The following is a 20,474-nucleotide window of genomic DNA, read 5'->3' as shown; positions in this document are numbered from 1 at the left end:
GATGATCTCCTTCGTCAGTCCCTCGTAATCGAACCTGCGAGAAACGAAGGCCGATTTGACAACTACCGAAAATCAATCTAGCCCAAGCACAAATGGAAAAACAGACTTGTTTATAGCCTTTTGAGGCCATATAATGCGCCCGCGCTCGCAGACGGTCAGTCGACCGACAACGGCTCACCCTTATGCTTCCACAGGCAGATGCCACCGAATACCAGTAGCCAGACCAATCCCAGTATGGCTGGATACCGGGTGTCGGGAGCCAGGAAGAGCGAGAGGTAGATCAGGACGAAGAAGGCGATGGCAACAGCTCCAGTCACCCGGTAGGCCGGCATGATGAACCCATCGGGCATGAAGTCCGGGCTGGTCCGGTAGCGACGGTGAGCAAGCAGGGTCAGGATGTAGATGAAGATGATGACCGCGCTGGAGCAGGAGGTGAACAGGACAAAGGTGTTCTCGAAGCCGGGCAGCATATGCAACACCGGGGATAAGAGGATCAACACCCCGGACAGAACGATGGCCCGGGCGGGCACCTTGCCGCGGCGCGAAATCGTATGAAGGCTGCGCATCACAGGAGAGCGGCCGGCCGCAGCCAGCTGGAAGAGGTTGCGGCCGGCGGAGTAGAGCAGGGAGTTCAGCGAGGAGCTGGCTGCCGTGATGACCACGAAGAAGACCAATGCGGCCGCCCAGTCCACCCCGGCGTAACGAAAGACCATGACGAAGGGTGAGGTGAAGCTACCGTCGGCGTTGGGGCGGAAGGATCGCCAGGGCACGATCAGCATGATGGCGACCAGGGCACCCACGTAGAAAATCAGTACGCGCAGGATGATCTGATTGATGGCCTTGGGCAGGACCTTGCGGGGATTCTGGGTCTCGGAGACGGTCACCCCTACGAATTCGATCATCTCGTAGGCGAAGAAGACCATCTGGAAGCTCATGAAGAAGGCCATCCACCCGTTGGGCGCCAGACTCAGACCGGTGGTGATGTTGTCAAAGCCGGCATGCCCGGCCGGGCTGATCCGATCCTGTCCCGGCATGTGGACGGCCGGATAGTGGAAGCCCGTGATGACCATGACCACAGCCGTGACGATCATGGCCAGAATCAGGGTGATTTTGATCATGGAGAACCAGAACTCGGTCTCCCCGAAAACCCTCACGGCAATCAGGTTGATGCACACCATGGCCGTCAGGAAGCAGAGCTCGATCAGACCCCGCCAGGCGCTCAGATCAATGCCGAAGGTGCCGAAGAAGGTGACGAAGTAGGTGCCCACGGCGGTCAGCTCGGACATGCCGATCAGGATGAGCACGATCCAGTAGGACCAGCCGGCGAAGGACCCCCACCCCTGGCCCAGGTAGCGGCTGATGAAGGCGATGAAGGTGTGCTGGACGGGGCTGCGATACATGAGCTCGCCAATGGCCCGCATGAGCAGGTACATGATCAGCCCCACGCCGATGTAAACCAGGATGATGGAGGGACCGGTCAGGGCTATGGACTTGCCCGACCCCAGGAAGAGCCCGGTGCCGATGGTGCCGCCGATGGCGATGAACTGTACATGACGGTTGCTCAGACCGCGTTCCATGCCGTCGCCTGCCGAGGCGCTGTCACCTTGATTCTGCTGCGCCAAAGGGCCATTGCCCGTACGGTTCATGCGACTGCACCTCCTTGTCTTCACAACCCATTAATCATCGCCGCCCAGGAAGAGGTATCCCATCAAGGCCGGTAGGACAGCAATACCACAGAGGTGTCGATAACCGGGAGCAGGCGGCAGGCACCGACGCCCATGGTAGGGCCTGACGGTCACCATCCGGTGAATTGACCATCTCATATGGCGGACGCTTCTGTTCCACAATGCAAAGGCATGCTCATTTCGTTCGGACCGGCTCCTATAGGGTTGGCCCTGTCAGCCGGTCACATTCAGCTGACCACTACCACCTAAGGAATGACATCCCCATGGATCAACCCAAGGAGTCGCAGAGCAAGGATCTGCGCAAAACCCTGAAGAACAGGCACATCCAGCTCATCTCGCTGGGCGGCGCCATCGGAACGGGACTCTTCTACGGGTCCGGGGAATCCATCTCATTGGCAGGGCCGGCCATCATCATCGCCTATCTGATAGGCGGTCTGGCCATCTTCATGATCGTCAGGGCCATGAGCGAAATGAGCGTGGAAGACCCCAAGTCCGGCGCTTTCAGCTACTACGCCACCCGCTACTGGTCCAAGCGGGCAGGGTTCGTTTCTGGGTGGAACTACTGGATGAACTACGTGCTGGTATCCATGGTTGAGCTGTCCGTGGTGGGCACCTTCGTCAACTTCTGGTTCCCGGCAATCCCAGCCTGGGTCTCTGCAGCCTTCTTCCTGGTGGTCATCACGGCGGCCAATCTGATGGGAGTCAGCAAGTTCGGCGAGTTCGAGTTCTGGTTCGCCATCATCAAGATCGCGGCCATCGTCGCCATGATCATCGGAGGCCTGGCCGTCGTGGTCATGGCCCTGCCCACGGCCAACGGACTGCGGGCCTCCTTCGCCAATTGGTTCACCGTGGGTGGCGGCTTTCTGCCCAACGGACTCATGCGTCACGGGGCCAATGGCCAGTGGACCGGTCTGCTCATGTCGCTGGCGGTGGTCATGTTCAGCTTCGGCGGCACCGAGCTCATCGGCATCACCGCCGGGGAGGCCTCCGATCCCCGTCGGACCATCCCCAAGGCCACCAACGCCATCATCTGGAGGATTCTGGTCTTCTACATCCTGACGCTTGGAGTGATCATGGCCGTGGTTCCCTGGAACGCCATCGGCAAGCCCAATGCCCAGGGCATGGTCGTCAGCCCCTTCGTCCAGATCTTCGACTCGGTGGGAGTCCACGCAGCCGCAGGCATCCTCAACTTTGTCTGCCTGACTGCGGTCATGAGCGTTTACAACTCGGCCCTCTACTCCAACTCCCGCATGCTCTTCTCCCTGGCCCGGCAAGGCAATGCCCCCCGGTACCTGAGCCGCCTGTCCAAGGGAGGCGTGCCCTATGCAGGAGTGCTGACCTCAGCCTGCATCATCGCCCTGGCCGTGGTCGTGGTCTTCCTCTGGCCGCAGTTCGCCTTCAACTACCTGATGAGTATCGCAACAATCTCGGCCATCATCAATTGGTCCATGATCATGGTGACCGAGATGCTCTTCCGGCGTGCCGTGGCACGAGGCGAGGGGCCGGGCGACCTGGATGGCAAGACCGGTGAAAGCGCTTTGAACGCCTTGCACTTCAAGCTGCCCTTTGCCCGGGTGACCCCTTGGGCGGTCCTGGCTTTCCTGGCCTTCGTGGTGGTGCTCATGTATTTCTCCCCCAGCTACCGGGTGGCGGTCATCGCCGGGCCCATCTGGCTGGCCATCCTCTTGCTGGCCTACCAGCTGACCCATCGGCACAGGCGCGACTAAGGGGCCCGGCCCAAATCAGGCCGACTGTCTCTCAACGACCCATATGCGTGGCGTATGATTCAATGTCTTACCAAGATTGTCCCCACATTCGCTGGCTTCAACAATGGCATCGATATAAGCAAAGACAACATTGTCGTAATCGATACTTGTCAATGATGGCTGCAGATAGGCAGCAATGGGGTCATTATCGACTCCGATGATGCGCAGGCCTCGGGGAATTTCGATGCCCTTGTCCTTGACCCTGGAGATCAGAAGCGCGGCCAGCTGATCATTGTAGACGCAGACCCCATCGCATTTGTTCTCGACCAAGCAATTCACCAGAGCGTCTGCCGACTGGCCGTGGTCATGCAATGAGATATTGGCATTCAGTACCAGATTCCGCCCCCCTGCAGCGAGTCCTCGTCGTACACCTGCCAGCCTCGACCCACAAATGGAGCTGTTGCTCGAGGTTGTGGTACCGACATAGGCAATGCGCTCGCAGCCCTTGCCCATGAGGTATCCGGCCTGTTGAGCGCCAACGGATTCCTGAAAATCACCAAACAGCTCTACGGGAGGCAGGCCGTTGTACTTTTTCCTGGAAGGCCGGAAGAACTCGACCAGAGGAATATGAAGCCTCTTCAGAAGGTCCTTGTCTTCATTAGATAGCTGGAAGAAGGGAACCACAACGCTGGGTGTGATTTCTTCCAGGAGCTGCTTCAACGGAGTGGTCGATCCTGCGGTCTTCGAAAAGAGGCAGGTCAGCCCTCGGTCGTGGAGACTCCGGCTCAGTACATTCGTTGCTTCATCGGCCTTGAGCGAGGGCTCGGAATCCACGGTAAGGCATAAGACAACGGTGCCCCTGCCACGTTGCAGTACCCTCCCGGCCGCGGAAGGAACAAACCCCAAGTCATCGGCTGCCTTGATGACTTTCTGCCTGGTCTTCTCAGGGATCGATGCGTCACGATGATTGAGAACGAGGCTGACCGTGGTACGCGAGACACCGGCTTGATCAGCCACATCCTGGCTACGAACCACCCTCTTCTTCGCCACTGGGTCGCTCCTTCCCGGAGGTCTATTTGACAAATCTATCAATCAGTATATTATTACGTGGTAACACGTGTTAGTAGCACGCGTTACCACACTTCATGCCATGTGCGGCCAAAGGAGCTCGTCGTGAATGAAACTACCCAGAAACCGGCCAGAGACAAGGTCAGCGTCAATCGAATACTAATACTGCTTTTCCCAACCATCATCGGTGTATATGGAGTCTATCAGGCCATAGGACAAGTACTGCTGCCGGCCCAGATCGTCAGCATCGACCCCACAAATAAGGTGCATGATACAGCCATGATCTCCTTTGTGGAGTCACTGGTCGGAACCATCATCCTCCCTGTGGGTGCCGCTATTTCGGACCGGACACGGAGCAGGTTCGGCAGAAGGACTCCCTGGCTCATTATCTCCGCACTTGGAACAGCCCTGACCTGCATAGGCATGGGCTTCATGACCGGCATCGCAGGTCTGGTCGTCATGGCCGGCCTGGTCTGGTTGTTCGCCAACTGGTTCCAAGGTGTTATCTATGCAGTCATTCCGGACAGGATCCCTGAAGACAAGCGCGGGGTGGCATCATCGGTGACCGGAATGGGGGTTCCCGTGGGAATCCTCGTCTTTGTCAATCTCGCCTCCCGAACAGGTCAGCACTGGGGATACCTCCTGGTCGGACTCTTCCTCCTTGTAGCAGCAGTGGTGTTCTGCATATTTGCCCCCGAACCTTCATCATTGGAGAACCTGCCCCAGGAACCGAAGGAGAAGAAGTGGAAGACCTTCAACTTCAAAGCAATAGGCCATTTCTTCTCAGCCTTCCTGCATTGGGACTTCACCATGGCCTTCATCTCCCGATTCACCTTCTACTTTGCCGCCTTTGCCATTTCAAGCTTCACCTTCTACGTGCTGACCGACTACATCGGCACAAAGAACATCCCGGGGCAAAACCCGACGACCGCGGTGGCAACCATTTCATCCATACAGACCGTGGCCCAGATCATCGCCATCATAATCTTCGGAAAACTCGCTGACATGCTGGACCGCCGTAAGTTGGTCGTGGCCATGTCGTCAATCGTCTACATGGTCTCCTTTATAGTCCCCCTGGTCATGCCGAACTGGATCGGCATGGTCATCTACGCCATCATCAATGGTGCAGCCGGCGGGGTCTACTTCTCCGTCGATATAGCCGTCATGTCCCTCGTCCTTCCCTCCAAGGCCGACGAGGGCAGGGACCTGGGCATTCTGGCCGTTGCGACTTCCGTACCGGCCGCCCTTTCACCCCTGGTCGGATCCATGCTGATCAGCGCCACCGGCACCTACGCAGCAGTCTTCGTCTTCGGGATTCTCACGTCATTCCTGGGAGGCGTATTCACCATGCTGATTCGCTCGGTCAGGTAACCACCGCACAAGCCGCCACTAACCATAATCAGAGAAAGGAAATACCGTCATGCCCTACGCAAAGAACGGCAATATAACCATTTACTACGAATCTGCAGGCCCCAAGGACGGGGCACCCCTTATCCTGGTCGCCGGGTATACCTCCCAACTAGTCAGCTGGGATAAGGACCTGACCAGACTTCTCAATCAACAAGGAATCCGGACCATAGTCTTCGACAACCGCGACGTCGGACTGTCCAGCCAGACCGGGTCACCGGACCAGACCGGCAAACTCTACGATGTGACCGACATGGCCAAGGATGTTCTGGCCATCGCCGACGCCGAAGGCCTTGAACGGTTCAACATCATGGGTGTTTCCATGGGAGGCATGATTACCCAGCAGATTCTGGCCGAGTATTCCCAACGGATATCCTCGGCCATCATCGGGTTCACCGCCCCCTCCCAACATCTCGAATGGTTGACTTCCAAGGAATCCGCGGCCGACGAGGGTGGCAACGTGGGATTGGATGTGGCCTCATCACGGGAAGAAGCCGTCAATCTATTCGTCACCCGCGAGCGAGCCTGCCATACGACCTCGGCTTATCCCTTCAATGAAGAGAAAGTGCGGGAACAGGGGATCCTCACCTATGACCGCTGCTACCGTCCGGACGGCTGGAGAAGACAGCAGGCGGCCATCGCGGACTTCATGGCCGATGAGGACAAACTGGCTGCGCTCGATCTGCCGGTCGCCGTCCTCCATGGCAGACGAGACCCCTTCTTCAGCCCGAAAGCCGGCATCCATATCGCCTCGCTCCTGAAGAACTCCGAATTGCATATATACCCGGGCATGGCTCACGAACTGCCGGAAGCGCTCTGGGACGACTTCGTTCGCATCATCACCAGGACTATAGAACGGGGCCAGAAAACCGAAAAATAAGCAAATCGGTGGGTGCCAAATTCGCAATTGCCGGATTTGGCACCCACCGATAAAACCGATACCCGACCGGCCATCACCGTACATGTTCCGCCATGGCCGGTTTATTATCGCCTGCGATCCAACCACCACCGGAGGCATCCACAAGCTTCGGGCCTGAATGCGGAACACGGGCGGTCCTTGTCGGAGAAATACTCTAGGCTAGTCTATGATTGCAAGTCACTGAAGAGGTTGCCGAACCTATCAGTACCCGGGGTCAGACAGTGCGGTGTCGACCATCCCCGGCGAAAGGACGTTCGGCCGAAACGGTCCGGCCCCGCATAGCCGGCTCGTTGGGTCCGGGTTGAAGAAGTCCGGGACTGTCGCAACCCGATGTTGCGGAGCGCTATGTGCAGTGTCACAGACAGGCAACCCGCCTGGATTCCGCCTGAGCGGAACTGGCCGGAACCGTCGTCATAGGGCTCTCAGGTCAGTTCGAGGAGAAGAGCAGTCATGGCGACCAGGCAGGGCGGAAAGGTCAGCCCCCCCACATCCGACGACCGGGTCCAACGCAACCTCAAGACCCGACACGTCACCATGATCGCCCTGGGCGGCTGCATCGGCACCGGCCTGTTCATGACTTCCGGCTCCACTATTGCCAAGGCCGGACCGGGAGGCGCGCTGGTGGCCTACGCGGCCATGGGCCTCATGGTCTACTTCCTGATGACCAGCCTGGGCGAGCTGGCCACCCACCTGCCCACTTCCGGTTCCTTCGCCGCTTACAACGCCCGCTACGTGGATCCGGCCCTGGGCTTCGCCATGGGCTGGAACTACTGGCTGAACTGGGCCATCACCGTGGCTGTGGACATCTCCACCGCCGCCCTGCTGATCCAGTACTGGCTGCCCCACACCCCAGGATGGATCTGGAGCCTGCTGGTCCTGGTGGTCATTTTCCTGATCAACGCCCTGACCGTGTCCACCTTTGGCGAGACCGAGTTCTGGCTCTCCCTGATCAAGGTGGTGACGGTGATTGTCTTCCTGGTCATCGGTCTGGCCATGATCTGCGGCATCATGTTCCGCCCGGCCGTGGGCCTGGGCAACTTCACCTACAAGGATGCGCCTTTCGTGGGCGGATTCCCCGCCATTCTCAACGTCTTTTTGATTGCCGGCTTCTCCTTCCAGGGCACCGAGCTGATCGGCGTCACGGCCGGCGAGTCCGAAAACCCCGGCAAGGCGGTACCCAAGGCCATCAATGATGTCTTCTGGAGGATCCTGCTCTTCTATATCCTGTCCATCTTCGTCATCGCCGCGCTGATCCCCTACACCAGCCCTAATCTGCTCAGCTCCGCCGAGGGGGACATCGCCATGTCGCCCTTCACCCTGGTCTTCCAGCGGGCCGGCCTGGCCTCGGCAGCCAGCGTCATGAACGCCATCATCCTGACCTCGGTCCTCTCGTCCGCCAACTCAGGGGTCTACGCCTCCACCCGGATGCTCTACGCCCTTGCCAAGGACCATTACGCCCCGGCCTTCTTCGGGCACACCACCCATCATGGCATCCCCATGGCCTCGCTGGTCGCCACTCTCGTGGTCTCCCTGGCCACCTTCGCCGCCAGCATCTTCGGCCAGCGGATCTACATGTGGCTGGTGGCCGCCTCGGGGCTCACCGGATTCATCGTCTGGATCGGCATCGCACTCAGCCACTATCGCTTCCGCCGCGCCTGGGTGGTCCAGGGCCACCAGGTTGAGGAGCTGCGCTACCATGCCAAGCTCTTCCCCCTGGGGCCCATCCTGGCCCTGATTCTGTGCATCATCGTCATCGGCGGGCAGAACATCGAAGCCTTCGTCAACTGGAACTGGCAGGAGATCGGCGTCACCTACATCAGCGTGCCCCTGGTGCTTGCGCTCTACCTGGGCTACAAGATCCGATACCATACCCGTATCGTTCCCCTGGAGGCCATGGATTTGAGCGGGGATCCTGAATCGCTATGAAAGATTTGCCAGCTGATATGACACATTGTGACCACGGGAGCCGAAAGGCCATATCAATGGCATAGACTCCCTAAGCGTTCGAGGACCGGCTCAAGGACCCGGCCATATGAATCTATTCCGACATCCAGCCGGCAATATCAGGAATCACAATTTCAGTACGACCCCGGACTCCCCGGTGCGTCGCCCAGCCAAAAGGAGGAGAATCATGACGCAGAACACCAGCAATACAGCGTCGAACACCAATCAATCCGACCGGGCCGGGCAAGAGCATCATGGCTACGGCAGCGTCAAGCGCAACCTCAAGACTCGCCACATCTCCATGATCGCCCTGGGCGGCTGCATCGGCACCGGACTGTTCATGACCTCCGGCTCCACCATCTCCACTGCAGGCCCCGGCGGCGGACTTCTGGCCTATATAGCCATGGGTGTCATGGTCTACTTCCTGATGACCAGCCTGGGCGAGCTGGCCACCCACCTGCCGGTGTCGGGATCCTTCGCCGCCTACAGCGCCCGCTACGTGGATCCGGCCCTGGGCTTCGCCATGGGGTGGGACTACTGGCTGAACTGGACCATCTCGGGTGCCGTGGACATCTCCACCGCAGCCCTGCTGATCCAGTACTGGCTGCCGCACACCCCAGGATGGATCTGGAGCCTGCTGGTCCTGGTCGTCGTCTTCCTGATCAACGCCCTGACGGTCTCCGCATTCGGCGAGACCGAGTTCTGGCTTTCCCTGATCAAGGTGGCCACCATCATCGTCTTCCTGGTCATCGGCATGGCCATGATCTGCGGCATCATGTTCCAACCGGCGGTCGGTCTGAAGAACTTCACCTACAAGGATGCCCCCTTCGTGGGAGGATTCCCGGCCATCATGAGCGTCTTCCTGATCGCCGGCTACTCATTCCAAGGCACTGAGGTGGTGGGCGTAACCGCCGGGGAATCCGAAAACCCCGGCAAGGCCGTTCCCAAGGCCATCAACGACGTCTTCTGGCGGATCCTGCTCTTCTATGTGCTGTCCATCTTCGTCATCGCCGCGCTGATCCCCTACACCAGCCCCAACCTCCTGGGAGCCTCTGACGGGAACATCGCCATGTCGCCCTTCACCCTGGTCTTCCAGCGGGCCGGCCTGGCCTCGGCGGCCAGCGTCATGAATGCGGTGGTGCTGACATCCATCCTCTCGGCCGTCAACACCGGAGCCTATGCATCCAGCCGCATGCTCTACGGACTGGCCAAGGATCACTATGCTCCGGCCATCTTCGCCAAGACCACCAAGCGGGGCATCCCCCTGGCAGCTCTGGTAGCCACGGTCTGTATGTCCCTGGCCACCTTCGCCTCCAGCATCTTCGGCCAGTCCTTCTATATGTGGCTGGTGACCGCAACTGGGTTGACCGGGTTCATCGCCTGGATCGGCATCGCCCTGAGCCACTTCCGCTTCCGGAGGGCCTTCAAGCTCCAAGGGCACGACCTGAGTGAGCTCAAGTACCACTCCAAGCTCTATCCGTTCGGTCCGGTCCTGGCCATGGTGCTCTGCGTCATCGTCATCGCCGGACAGGATATCCCCTCCCTGCTCAGCCTGAACTGGTCGCACATGGCCATGACCTACTTCAGCGTGGTTCTGGTCCTGGTCCTCTACCTGGGCTTCAAGTTCGTCAACCACACCAAGATCGTGCGCCTCAAGGACATGGACGTGTCCGGTGCCGAATCCGCCCGCTGAATCAGAAGGACACAGCAGGCACGGAGGACACCTTGTAAAAAACCGCGTCCTCTATAACCAATGGTGCCCCACCCAGATGAATTGACCATATGGGTGGGGCACCGCCGTACATCCTCTGGCATTGCATATTGCACATATCCACATGACCGATCCGGTCAGTGAAACAATCCGACCACACGATTGAAACGTAAGCGTCGGGTCATGATAACAAAATGGCCGTTCCTTCATCGGCATTGCATCCGGATGAGGGAACGGCCATTTGCTGAATGGTCAGTCGGACCAAACAAGGTCCTCCCAACAGAACCTAGAGGTCACTGCACCTGGGAACGGGCGATCTTGCCGGTGAAGGACTGAGCCTCGTCGGCATCCTTGACGTCCTTGTTCCAGGAGAACATGGCACGCAGCTTGGGGCCGACCTCCTCGATCTTCTCGTGGGAGTACTTCTCCTGCAGCTCCTTGAACTTGGGGGCGCCGGCATCCTGGTCGTCGATGAACTCCTTGGCGAAGGAGCCGTCCTGAATGCGCTGCAGCTGGTGACGCATCCTGTCCTTGGTGGACTCGTCCACCACAGTGGAGGTGAAATCGCCGTACTGGGCGGTGTCGGAGCAGGACCAGCGGGCCTTGTTCAGACCACCCTCGTTCATCAGGTCGACCAGCATCTTGAGCTCGTGGCAGACCTCGAAGTAGGCGATCTCCGGCTGGTAGCCAGCCTCGGTCAGCACCTCGAAGCCGGCCTCGACCAGGTGGTTGACGCCGCCCATGAGCACATCCTGCTCGCCGAAGAGGTCGGTCTCGGTCTCTTCCTTGAAGGTGGTCTTGATGGCGCCGGCGCGCAGGGCGCCCAGAGCCTTGGCATAGGCCAGGGTGATGTCCCAGGCGTCGCCGCGCGGATCCTGCTCCACGGCCACGACCACGGGCACGCCACGGCCAGCGACATACTCACGACGGACGATATGGCCCGGGCCCTTGGGGGCCACCATGAAGACCGGGTGGTCGGCACTGGGCTTGATGTAGCCGTAATGGATGTTGAACCCGTGGGCGAAGGCGACGGCCGCACCCTCCTTGATGTTGGGCTCGATGTCGTCCCGCCAGATGTTGCGCTGGTACTGGTCAGGGGCCAGGATCATGACGATGTCGGCCTCCTTGGTGGCCTCGGGCACGGTCTTGACCTCCAGGCCCTGCTCCTTGGCGAAGGGCACCGACTTGGAGTTGGCACGCAGGCCGACCACAACGTCCACACCGGAATCACGCAGGTTCAGCGCATGAGCATGTCCCTGGGAACCGTAGCCGATGATGGCCACCTTCTTGCCATCCAGAACCGAAAGGTCCCCATCCTTCTCATACCAGATCTGTGCTGCCATTATCTACACTCCTTTATGTGCGGTCCAACCGGACCGGCTCTTCCAGGCCGGGGGAACGCAAAATACTGTGAATTCCTGTTGTTGTTCCAGGCGGACGATGCTCTTTTCGACCGGGGCGACGGATTTTGTCCTTGACCCCGATCCGTACCCTATGGATACGGTATGCCTCCAACCATACTCGTGATATGGCCAGATGGACTGTCCGCAATTCGTTGTTCGGACACCGGCGCGATTCGAGGAACCGGCCGGCGGGATGCGTCCAGGGCTTACTTGGTGAAGTCCACATCCTTGGTTTCGTGGCAGGTCAGCACTGCCACCAGGCAGCAGACCGCCATAACGGCCAGGTAGAGCCCGACCGAGCGCACTCCCCAGTGGGAGGAGAGCCAGGTGGCGATGGTAGGCACGAAGGCCGCGCCCACGATGGCCGCCAAGTTGTAGCCGATGCCGGAGCCCGAGTAACGCACGTTGGCGTCGAAGAGCTCCGGCAGGAAGGCGCCGATAGGCCCGAAGGCGATGCCCATCAGGGCGAACCCGACGCAGAGGAAGACCATGACCTGGAAGGTGTTGTGATGGGCCATGAGCAGGTAGGGGAAGACCAGGCTGAAGACCACCAGCATGACGGAACTGCCGATCAGCACCCGGCGACGGCCGATGCGGTCCGCATAGACGCAGGCCAGCACGATGAAGAGGGCGAAGACCAGGATGGAAACCATGAGCATGAGCAGGTACTCCTGGTTGGTGAAGCCCAGTCCGCCGCCGCCCTGGGACTTGGGCTTGGTGCCGTAAGCCAGGGACCAGGTGGCCAGGGTGTAGAAGAGGGTGTAGGTGACCGCAACCAGGAAGGTGGCCTGGAGCACCTGGCGCCAGCTCTTGCGGAAGACCTCCAGCAACGGGGTCTTGACGACCTTCTGCTGATCCAAGGCCATCTGGAAGATGGGTGTCTCTTGCATGGAGACGCGCACAGCCAGACCCACGACCACCAGTATGGCGGAGAGCAGGAAGGGCACACGCCAGCCCCAGCTCAGCATCTGCTCAGGGGTGCAGAACATTTCCAGCAGGAAGTAGGTTCCGTTGGCCAGGAAGAAGCCGATGGGGGCGCCCAGCTCAGGGAAGGAGCCGTAGAGCGCCCTCTTGCCTTCCGGGGCGTTCTCGGTGGCCACCAGGGCTGCGCCGGACCACTCGCCGCCCAGGCCAATGCCTTGCACGAACCGGCAGAGGCAGAGGACCACCACGGCCCAGAGCCCCCAGGTGGCGTAGGTGGGCAAGACACCGATCAGGACCGTGGAGCAACCCATGGTCAGCAGGGAGACCACCAGGGTTGTCTTGCGTCCCTGGCGGTCACCGAAGTGTCCGAAGATCAAGGACCCCAAGGGCCGCGCGATGAAAGCGATGGCGAAGGTCAGCAGGGATGCCAGCAGGGCCACGGTCGGATCGGTCTTGGGGAAGAAGAGCTTGGGGAAATAGTTGGCCGAAGCCGTCCCGTAAGCGTAGAAATCGTAGAACTCGATGGCCGTGCCGACCATGGAAGCCCCGATGACTGTGCGGACCGAGCTGCGGGTCACACGGGTGCTACCGGGCACGGAGGCTGCCGAGGCCGGGGAAGCAACACTAACGTCGTTTGCCGTCACTTCATCTCATCTCCTTATAGAAAAACCCCGCTGTTGGCAGGGTCTGATGCGATGAAGCCTATGCGTCCAGCCCCGCCTTCCGACGGGGTCGAACAATGAAGATTGTCGAGTCAGTCCGCCGGTGAGGACGGGCTAATAATTCGTGCGGACACGGTGCCGAATCGGCGGGTGTCTGTCAAGCTGGTCATCACGGCGAACCTCCCTTCATCATCCTCGAATCGGATGCGTTCTCTGCACATCCGCATTGGTGCCGACCATAGGCCTGATCTCGGCCGGTCCAGCGAGACTGGTCCACTATGTGGACGGATGGATATTGGGGTCAGTAAAGAACCGACCCGGAAATTCGTCGGAGATCACGGCCTGACGGTCGGCATACATCAGGGCGCAGGAGAAGGAAAATCCGGCAGCCAGCACATCCGGCGACACTAGGAACAAGGCGGTGGCCAGACCATCAGCCAGGCCCGTGGGGTGTTCATTGTCCTTTTCCTCAGTCACCACCCAGGAGGCCAGCACACGGTCAACTGGACGGCCGTCAATGGCGTCCAGGATGTGGTGAAGTGCCGTTAACCCTGCCGCTGCAGCATCCTCGGACCGGTCGGCCCAATGGCGGCGGCTGGGTGCCGAGGCGCACAAAGAACCACAGGACAGCTCAATCCGACCCACGCCTGCAGACAAATCACCGGGATCTTCCATAGCGATGGAGATCGGGTGAGAGGTCCGCATACGCATGTCGCCGCCAGCATCGATCAGATACTCATCGACTTGAGGTTCGAGCAGATCGGCAAGCAGATCAACCAAATAGCCCTTGCCGACTGCCCCGAAATCAAGGCTGACCGGACCGGCAGTCATAAGGACAGCACCCTGACGTCTGAGGTCATTGCCCCAGGTAGGCCGCCCATGGATCCGTCCCAGATGACCGGCGGCATCGGCCTGCAGCCGGAAAGTGGGCTGCATGCCATATCCCAGACGGGTCAGATCCTCGCCCACCATGGGGTCCAAGGCCCCGTCGGTGGCAGAATACAGCCTGTCATATAAGTCAAAGAGCCCCTGGCAGTAGTCAGGAAAGACGAACCTACCTCCATGAGTAGCCTGGGCCATTTGCGCAGGTATGGCATCCTGTCTGAACCTTGACAGGGCACGCTCGTAATCCTCGATCAGATCGGCAATGGCCCCGTGCAGCCTTTCTCCCAGAGGCCTGTCCGTAGAGATGATGATTCCTGTCCCGACCGCCCCCGGGAAGGCAGTCAGGCAGGGCAGACCCATGGATCTTCCTCAGTCGATCAGGGAGTGGATCTGCACGATCTGGTCGCGGCCCGGGCCCGAACCCACAGCAGAGATGCGGCAGCCAGACAGATCCTCCAGACGGTGGATGTAGTCCTTGGCCTTGGTCGGGAACTCCTCGAAGCTCTTGGCGCCGGAGATGTCCTCGCGCCAGCCCGGCAGCTCCTCGTATACCGGCTGGGCGGATTGGAACTCGGCCTGGTCCACGGGCATCTGGTCCACCCTGACGTGTGAGCCGTCGGACCGGGTGATGTCGTAGCCGACGCAGACCGGAATGGTCTCCAGGCCGGAGAGGACATCCAGCTTGGTCAGCACGATGTCAGTCAGGCCGTTGATCTGCACTGCATACCTGCTGACCAGCGCATCGAACCAACCGCAGCGGCGGGAGCGGCCGGTGGTCACCCCGTACTCGTGGCCCTGACGGCGCAGCCATTCGCCCTGCTCGTTGTCCAGCTCCGTGGGGAAGGGCCCCTCGCCCACACGGGTCACATAAGCCTTGGCCACGCCGACCACACGGTCGATCCTGGTCGGGCCCACGCCAGTGCCGGTGCAGGCGCCCCCGGCCGTACAGTTGGATGAAGTGACAAAGGGGTAGGTGCCATGGTCCACGTCCAGCATGGTGGCCTGTCCCCCTTCGAAGAGGACGTTCTTGCCCTGCTCCAGAGCCTGGTTGAGCATCAATGAGGTATTGGCCACGTAAGGCTTGAGCCGCTCGGCGTATCCCGCCAGCTCTTCAACGGTGGCCTCCACCTCGATGGCCCGGCGGTTGTAGAGCTTGACCAGCATCTGGTTCTTCTGGTGTAGGCTGGCCTCCACCTTGTCGCGCAGGTGGTCGACATTGAACAGGTCGTGCACACGAATACCCACACGGTTGATCTTGTCGGCATAGGCCGGGCCGATCCCGCGGCCTGTCGTGCCGATCTTATGCTTGCCCAGGAAGCGCTCGGTCACCTTGTCCAGCGTCCGATGATAGGGGGCGATTACGTGCGCGGACTCGCTGATCCTCAACCGGCTGCAATCAACGCCACGGGACTGGAGTCCATCGATCTCCTCGAAGAGGGCGGCCGGGTCCACCACGACACCGTTGCCGATGACCGGGGTAATGGCCGGGTGAATGATCCCCGAAGGCAGAAGGTGGAGGGCGTATTCCTGATCGCCCACCACCACTGTATGGCCGGCATTGTTGCCTCCGTTGAACCTGGCGACGTAGTCCATGTGCTCGCCGATCAGATCCGTTGCCTTGCCCTTGCCCTCGTCGCCCCACTGGGCCCCGACGATCACGATTCCCGGCATACGATGCTCCTTATCCACTGGTCGCCATTCAAGGAAAACAAAGGCAGACCATCCATAGACGAGCCTAACCCCATGTATGGAGCTGGAGATCTTTCAGACCTTTCAAATCAGCATGGGCAGATCCGCAATGGGAAAAATCCGGTCAGGTCCTGGAACCGACCATGGTGTCCCTGCCCCGACAGAGCAGGAAGGCCGCACTGACGAGCAGCCCTAAAATGACCGGGATCAGGGATGCTTCGATGCCGAATGATCCACCGGTCAGCAGGGTCGGCCCTTGAACCTTCATGACCATGAAGCCATATATATGCTGGCCGGAGACCGGAATTCCCAACAGGGCCTCAGTGAGGTTCCACCCTATATGAAAGCCTATGCAGACCCAGAGATTATGCCTGGATACCATGATGGAGCCCAGCATAAGACCGGCTTCGATGGCTATGGCCAGGCACGAGAAGAGGGTAGCCCCAGGGTTGAGAGCATGCATGAACCCAGATGCCGAAGACCATGAGGAGGATGGCGACCAGTAACTTCAACGACTGAGCCCATACGGCCTGCCCGCTCATCGGGGTCGTTGAGGAATCGAGCATCAGCAATACGCCGAACCCCAGAAGTCCCCAAGCAGCAGTCTTGTGCATTCCCTGTCTGGGCTGGCATGAATTAGATTGCGTATGCTGTTTCATTTCATGGCCCGCCCTGCGCTGCCCAGCTGCTGGCAAGCCTGGACTACGCGCGCCGCCATGCCGTCTTCAGCCTTGCGCCCCCAGGAACGGGGGTCGTACTCGCTCTTTTCGCCGACCTCCCCATCCACCTTGAGGACCTTGTCGTAATTGGCGAACATGTGCCCTGCCACGGCCCTGGTGAAGGCGTACTGGGTATCGGTATCCACGTTCATCTTGACCACGCCATGAGCGACGGCCGATGCAATCTCTTCCGGCTGCGAACCAGATCCCCCGTGGAATACCAAGAGGAAGGGCTTGTCGGCAGGGGCGCTCGGGGAGGGGATGCCGCCAACCTCCCCATCGGATATGGCTTTGGCGGTCCTGGCCTGGATCTGCCCCAGCAGATCAGGACGCAGCTTGACTACACCGGGCTTGTAGGACCCGTGCACGTTGCCGAAAGTGAAAGCCACCATGTAGCGGCCGCGTTCGCCCAGACCCAAGGCATCAACCACCCTTGGGCCATCCTCGGGCGATGAATAGAGCCGCTGATCAATAGCAGCCGAATGACCATCCTCCTCGCCCCCGACAGTGCCCACTTCGATCTCCAGAACGGTGTGGGCGGCCCGGGACAACTCCAGCAGCTCTGTCGCCGTGGCCAAATTTTCCTGTAAGGGCAACCCGGAGCCGTCCCACATATGCGACTGGAAGAGCGGATCCTGACCGTGAGCCACTTGCTCCTTCTCATAGGCCAGCAAGGGACGAACCCACTCGTCCAGGTATTGCGGGGCGCAGTGGTCCGTGTGCAGAGCCACGGTGATGCTCGGATAGCGGGCGATCACCTCGTGGGCGAACTTGGCGAAGGCGATGGAACCGGCCACCCGGTCGGCCAGGCGCTGTCCCGACAGGTAGGCGGCACCTCCCACGGAGACCTGGATGATCCCGTCGGACTGGGCTTCGTCCAACCCCTGCAGAGCCGCGTTCAAGGTCTGCGTGCTGGTCACATTAATGGCGGGATAGGCGTAGGACCCCCGTCTGGCCGCATCAAGCATCGCCACATACTGTTCAGGAGTCGCTAAAGTCATACCCTCATTATCGTCGGTTGCGCGGAAAAGCGGCCATCAATCCACGAATGCATGATCACCAACAGATTTGCAGGTCTCTGCCCTGATGGCGAACACCCCCCGACGCGCTTTGACAAGCCTCCAAGCCGCAGGTAGTTTAGCTCCGTACAGTTTGATGAAACGTTACATCAAACAGGTTGTTTGTTTCACGGCAGTAACGAATCAGCCTAGGGAAGGCACGACATAGGTAAGCAGAAGGTTGGGGTCGCCCATCCTTCTGGGAAGGAGACCAACGTGTCAGCAAGCAAGGAAACCGTCCGCAAGATCATCCTGGATCTGGACACTGGCATCGATGACACGCTGGCTCTGTCCTACGTCCTGGGCTCCCCGGATGCCGAACTGATCGGAATCACCGGCACCTACGGCAACGTGGTGCTCGACCAAGGCGTCGACAACGATCTGCGGCTGCTGGCCATGTACGGCAGGGAGGACATCCCGGTCTTCAAGGGGATCGATCACCCCAGCACGGCTGACTCATTCAGCGTTCCGCCGGACTCCGAGATCTTCCATGGGGCCAACGGCACCGGCAACATCGAAATCCCCGCACAGACCGACCGGCAGGCCAGCCAGCAGAGCTCAGTCGACTTCATCATCGACGCAGTCCGCCGCTATCCCAAGGGCGAGCTGGTCGTGGTACCCACCGGCGCCCTGACCACCATCGCCGCCGCCCTGGAAAAGGCCCCCGACATCGTCGACCGCATCAGCATCGCCATGATGGGCGGCACGCTGACCCAGCCGGGCAACGTGGGCCCCTTCGCGGAGGCCAACATCAACCAGGATCCCGAGGCCGCCAACCGGGTCTTCGCCACCACCGCAGACATCACCATGGTCGGCCTGGACGTGACCACCCAGGCTCTGATGAGCCGCGAGGACACCGAGGCCCTGCGCGCCACAGGCACCAGCGCCGGCCGCTTCCTGGCAGACATGACCGACTACTACATCGACATCAGCGAAAAGGAGAGCGGGGTCTACCTGGGCGGCTGCAATTTGCACGATCCCCTGGCCGCCGCTGTAGCCATCGACCCCAACCTGGTCACCACCTTTGCCACCAACCTGATGGTCGAGACCGAGGGACCACAGCGGGCCCGTACCATCGGCGACCCCAGCAGGCTCCTGGACACGGTCAAGAACACCAAGGTGGCCCTGTCTGTCGACACCGAGCGGTTCACCCGGCGCTTCATGGACAGGCTCCTGACCCTGGTGCGCAAGACCGAGAGCGAACGATAGAAGGACGGCAGTCATGAGCGAATCCATCACCACAACGGCTACCGAAGCGACCGTGGAGGAAAACCGCCGCAGCACCAAGCGGGCCCTGCCGGCCCTGCTGACCATCTTCCTGCTGGGCACACTGATGATCCAGGCCTTCAACCTGGTCTTCCAGAACGTGGGCGACTCCCTGGGGATGTCCGCCAACGCCTCGCTGATCAGCACTTTGCCCGGCATCGTCCTGGGTGTGGTCTGCATGCTCTACGGCACCCTCTGCGACTACATCTCCCCCCGTAAGATGACCCTGTTCGGAGTGGGCGCCCTGATCATCGGCAGCCTCCTGGGTTTCTTCGGCGCATCGAACTTCTGGGCTGTCGTCCTGGCCCGCATGATCCAGACCGCGGGCGGTCAGGTGGCCGGCTCGGTCTTCCTGGTCATGGCCATGAAGTACCTGAGCGACAAGGAGCGTGCCTTCTACCTGGGCATCTTCAACGCCGTCTACTACGCCTCCTCCGCTGTGGGCATCTTCGCCGGCGGACTGATCACCTCCATCGACTGGCGCTACCTTTTCCTGGTACCCCTGGTCTCCGTCCTGCTGATTCCTCCGGTGCTCAAGTACACACCTGACACCGGCATCAAGGGTGAGCGCATCGATGTCTTCGGCATCGCGCTGTTCGCGCTTATCGCCGGATTCGTGGCCGTCTACTTCTCCTTCCCGGCCACCTGGATGTTGGGGGTGCTGGCCGTCCTGATCCTGATCTTCGCCGGCTATGTCTGGAAGGGCGCCAACCCCTTCCTGAGCCGCGGGTTCGTGACCAACGGCGCCTATATGGCTGTCCTGCTGGCCCTCTTCGTCTTCTACTTCTTCAACTTCGCCTGCGTGCCCATCTACAACGTGATCGGCGACCGCATCTACGGGATCTCCCTGAGCCAGGTCTCCCTCTGCCTGACCATCGTCTACATCGTGGCCACCCTAGTGGGCTGCCTGTCCGGAGCCATCATGAACGCCATGGGACGCCTGCCCATGCTGATCCTGTCCGCCCTGCTCATGATCGCTGGAGCTGCCGGTTCTGCCCTGATGCTCACCTCGGGCTTCTGGGTCCTGACCGCGCTGGCCTCGGTCTTCATTGCCGGCATCACCATGTCCTACACGCCCCTCTACGACTCCTTCTCGGCCACTTTGCCCGTGGACCAGAACGGCCGCGGCATCGGGATCGGGGATCTGATGATGAACACCTCGGCCTCCATCGGCATGGCTGTCTACAGCGGACTCATGGCCAATCCCCAATTCGGGTCGCATGCTCTAGCAGGCGTAAAGACCGGCATCCAGGCCCAGGTGGCCAACATGTTCTGGGTCATGGCGCTGGCCGCCCTGCTGGCCCTGATCATTGTGGCCGTCTTCCATAAGGCCATGTCAGCCAAGGCTCCCCAGGAGTAAGGCTGGTGTGACCCACACATACTTGGTCGGATAGCCGCGCTGCTTGGTCCACTCTTCCTGTCCTCGGG

The 20,474-nt window shown here is 60.3% G+C and carries 15 protein-coding genes, 1 pseudogene and 1 riboswitch; of the genes and pseudogenes, 7 read left to right on the top strand and 9 right to left on the bottom strand.

Annotation, left to right across the window (positions count from 1 at the left end):
* Positions 1-155 precede the first annotated feature (155 nt).
* Positions 156-1,646 (bottom strand): amino acid permease, encoded by a 1,491-nt coding sequence (locus H3T93_RS04495; RefSeq protein ID WP_144177900.1) that lies wholly within the window; start codon positions 1,644-1,646, stop codon positions 156-158.
* A gap of 302 nt (positions 1,647-1,948) precedes the next feature.
* On the opposite strand from H3T93_RS04495, the gene H3T93_RS04490 reads away from it, so the two are divergent.
* Positions 1,949-3,412, top strand: a complete 1,464-nt coding sequence (locus tag H3T93_RS04490; protein ID WP_144177902.1) for an amino acid permease — start codon at positions 1,949-1,951, stop codon at positions 3,410-3,412.
* A 15-nt stretch (positions 3,413-3,427) separates the two neighbouring features.
* Here H3T93_RS04490 and H3T93_RS09265 read toward each other — a convergent pair whose 3' ends face one another.
* Positions 3,428-4,225, bottom strand: coding sequence for a substrate-binding domain-containing protein (locus H3T93_RS09265; RefSeq protein ID WP_332468167.1), 798 nt, complete (start codon positions 4,223-4,225; stop codon positions 3,428-3,430).
* Positions 4,226-4,291: 66 nt separating this feature from the next.
* Positions 4,292-4,408, bottom strand: a pseudogene (locus H3T93_RS09315) (helix-turn-helix domain-containing protein); the annotation flags it as partial.
* A 156-nt stretch (positions 4,409-4,564) separates the two neighbouring features.
* Between H3T93_RS09315 and H3T93_RS04480 the strand changes: the two are divergent.
* The 4 genes from H3T93_RS04480 (at position 4,565) to H3T93_RS04465 (ending at position 10,422) form a co-directional block, all read left to right on the top strand.
* Positions 4,565-5,830: an MFS transporter gene (locus tag H3T93_RS04480; protein WP_144177904.1), complete on the top strand. Its 1,266-nt coding sequence runs from the start codon at positions 4,565-4,567 to the stop codon at positions 5,828-5,830.
* A gap of 49 nt (positions 5,831-5,879) precedes the next feature.
* Entirely contained in the window at positions 5,880-6,746 is an 867-nt protein-coding gene (locus H3T93_RS04475) for an alpha/beta fold hydrolase (RefSeq protein ID WP_045925026.1), read from the top strand.
* Between the two features lie 214 nt (positions 6,747-6,960).
* Positions 6,961-7,139: riboswitch (Lysine riboswitch) on the top strand.
* Positions 7,140-7,319: 180 nt separating this feature from the next.
* Positions 7,320-8,711, top strand: coding sequence for an amino acid permease (locus H3T93_RS04470; RefSeq protein ID WP_411675001.1), 1,392 nt, complete (start codon positions 7,320-7,322; stop codon positions 8,709-8,711).
* A gap of 205 nt (positions 8,712-8,916) precedes the next feature.
* The gene (locus H3T93_RS04465; protein WP_144177906.1) at positions 8,917-10,422 is read left to right on the top strand and encodes an amino acid permease; all 1,506 of its coding nucleotides are present in this window, start codon (positions 8,917-8,919) and stop codon (positions 10,420-10,422) included.
* A gap of 311 nt (positions 10,423-10,733) precedes the next feature.
* Here the strand turns inward: H3T93_RS04465 and ilvC are convergent, their stop codons facing one another.
* The 6 genes from ilvC to fbaA all read right to left on the bottom strand — a co-directional run bounded on the left by ilvC (position 10,734) and on the right by fbaA (position 17,723).
* Complete coding sequence (gene ilvC, locus H3T93_RS04460) at positions 10,734-11,783, bottom strand: ketol-acid reductoisomerase (protein WP_015022635.1); 1,050 nt, start codon at positions 11,781-11,783, stop codon at positions 10,734-10,736.
* A 266-nt stretch (positions 11,784-12,049) separates the two neighbouring features.
* Positions 12,050-13,306 (bottom strand): MFS transporter, encoded by a 1,257-nt coding sequence (locus H3T93_RS04455; protein ID WP_195760154.1) that lies wholly within the window; start codon positions 13,304-13,306, stop codon positions 12,050-12,052.
* Positions 13,307-13,705: 399 nt separating this feature from the next.
* A complete protein-coding gene (locus H3T93_RS04450; RefSeq protein ID WP_144177909.1) occupies positions 13,706-14,674 on the bottom strand; it encodes an FAD:protein FMN transferase in 969 nt (322 codons plus the stop codon).
* Between the two features lie 9 nt (positions 14,675-14,683).
* Complete coding sequence (locus H3T93_RS04445) at positions 14,684-15,985, bottom strand: adenylosuccinate synthase (protein WP_144177910.1); 1,302 nt, start codon at positions 15,983-15,985, stop codon at positions 14,684-14,686.
* 142 nt (positions 15,986-16,127) lie between these two features.
* Positions 16,128-16,466, bottom strand: a complete 339-nt coding sequence (locus tag H3T93_RS04440; protein WP_144177911.1) for a hypothetical protein — start codon at positions 16,464-16,466, stop codon at positions 16,128-16,130.
* A gap of 192 nt (positions 16,467-16,658) precedes the next feature.
* On the bottom strand, positions 16,659-17,723 hold the full coding sequence (gene fbaA, locus H3T93_RS04435) for a class II fructose-bisphosphate aldolase (RefSeq protein ID WP_144177912.1): 1,065 nt from the start codon (positions 17,721-17,723) through the stop codon (positions 16,659-16,661).
* 273 nt (positions 17,724-17,996) lie between these two features.
* Between fbaA and H3T93_RS04430 the strand changes: the two genes are divergently transcribed.
* Both H3T93_RS04430 and H3T93_RS04425 read left to right on the top strand, forming a co-directional pair.
* Positions 17,997-18,989 carry a nucleoside hydrolase gene (locus H3T93_RS04430; RefSeq protein WP_144177913.1) on the top strand — a complete coding sequence of 331 codons (993 nt, stop codon included), beginning with the start codon at positions 17,997-17,999 and terminating at the stop codon, positions 18,987-18,989.
* A gap of 13 nt (positions 18,990-19,002) precedes the next feature.
* Positions 19,003-20,406 carry an MFS transporter gene (locus H3T93_RS04425; protein ID WP_110425990.1) on the top strand — a complete coding sequence of 468 codons (1,404 nt, stop codon included), beginning with the start codon at positions 19,003-19,005 and terminating at the stop codon, positions 20,404-20,406.
* Positions 20,407-20,474 lie beyond the last annotated feature (68 nt).

This window comes from Bifidobacterium sp. M0404 (genome assembly GCF_016101415.1).
In the GTDB taxonomy this organism is placed as follows: Bacteria; Actinomycetota; Actinomycetes; order Actinomycetales; family Bifidobacteriaceae; genus Bombiscardovia; species Bombiscardovia polysaccharolytica.
This window is presented reverse-complemented; position numbering and strand designations above follow the sequence as displayed.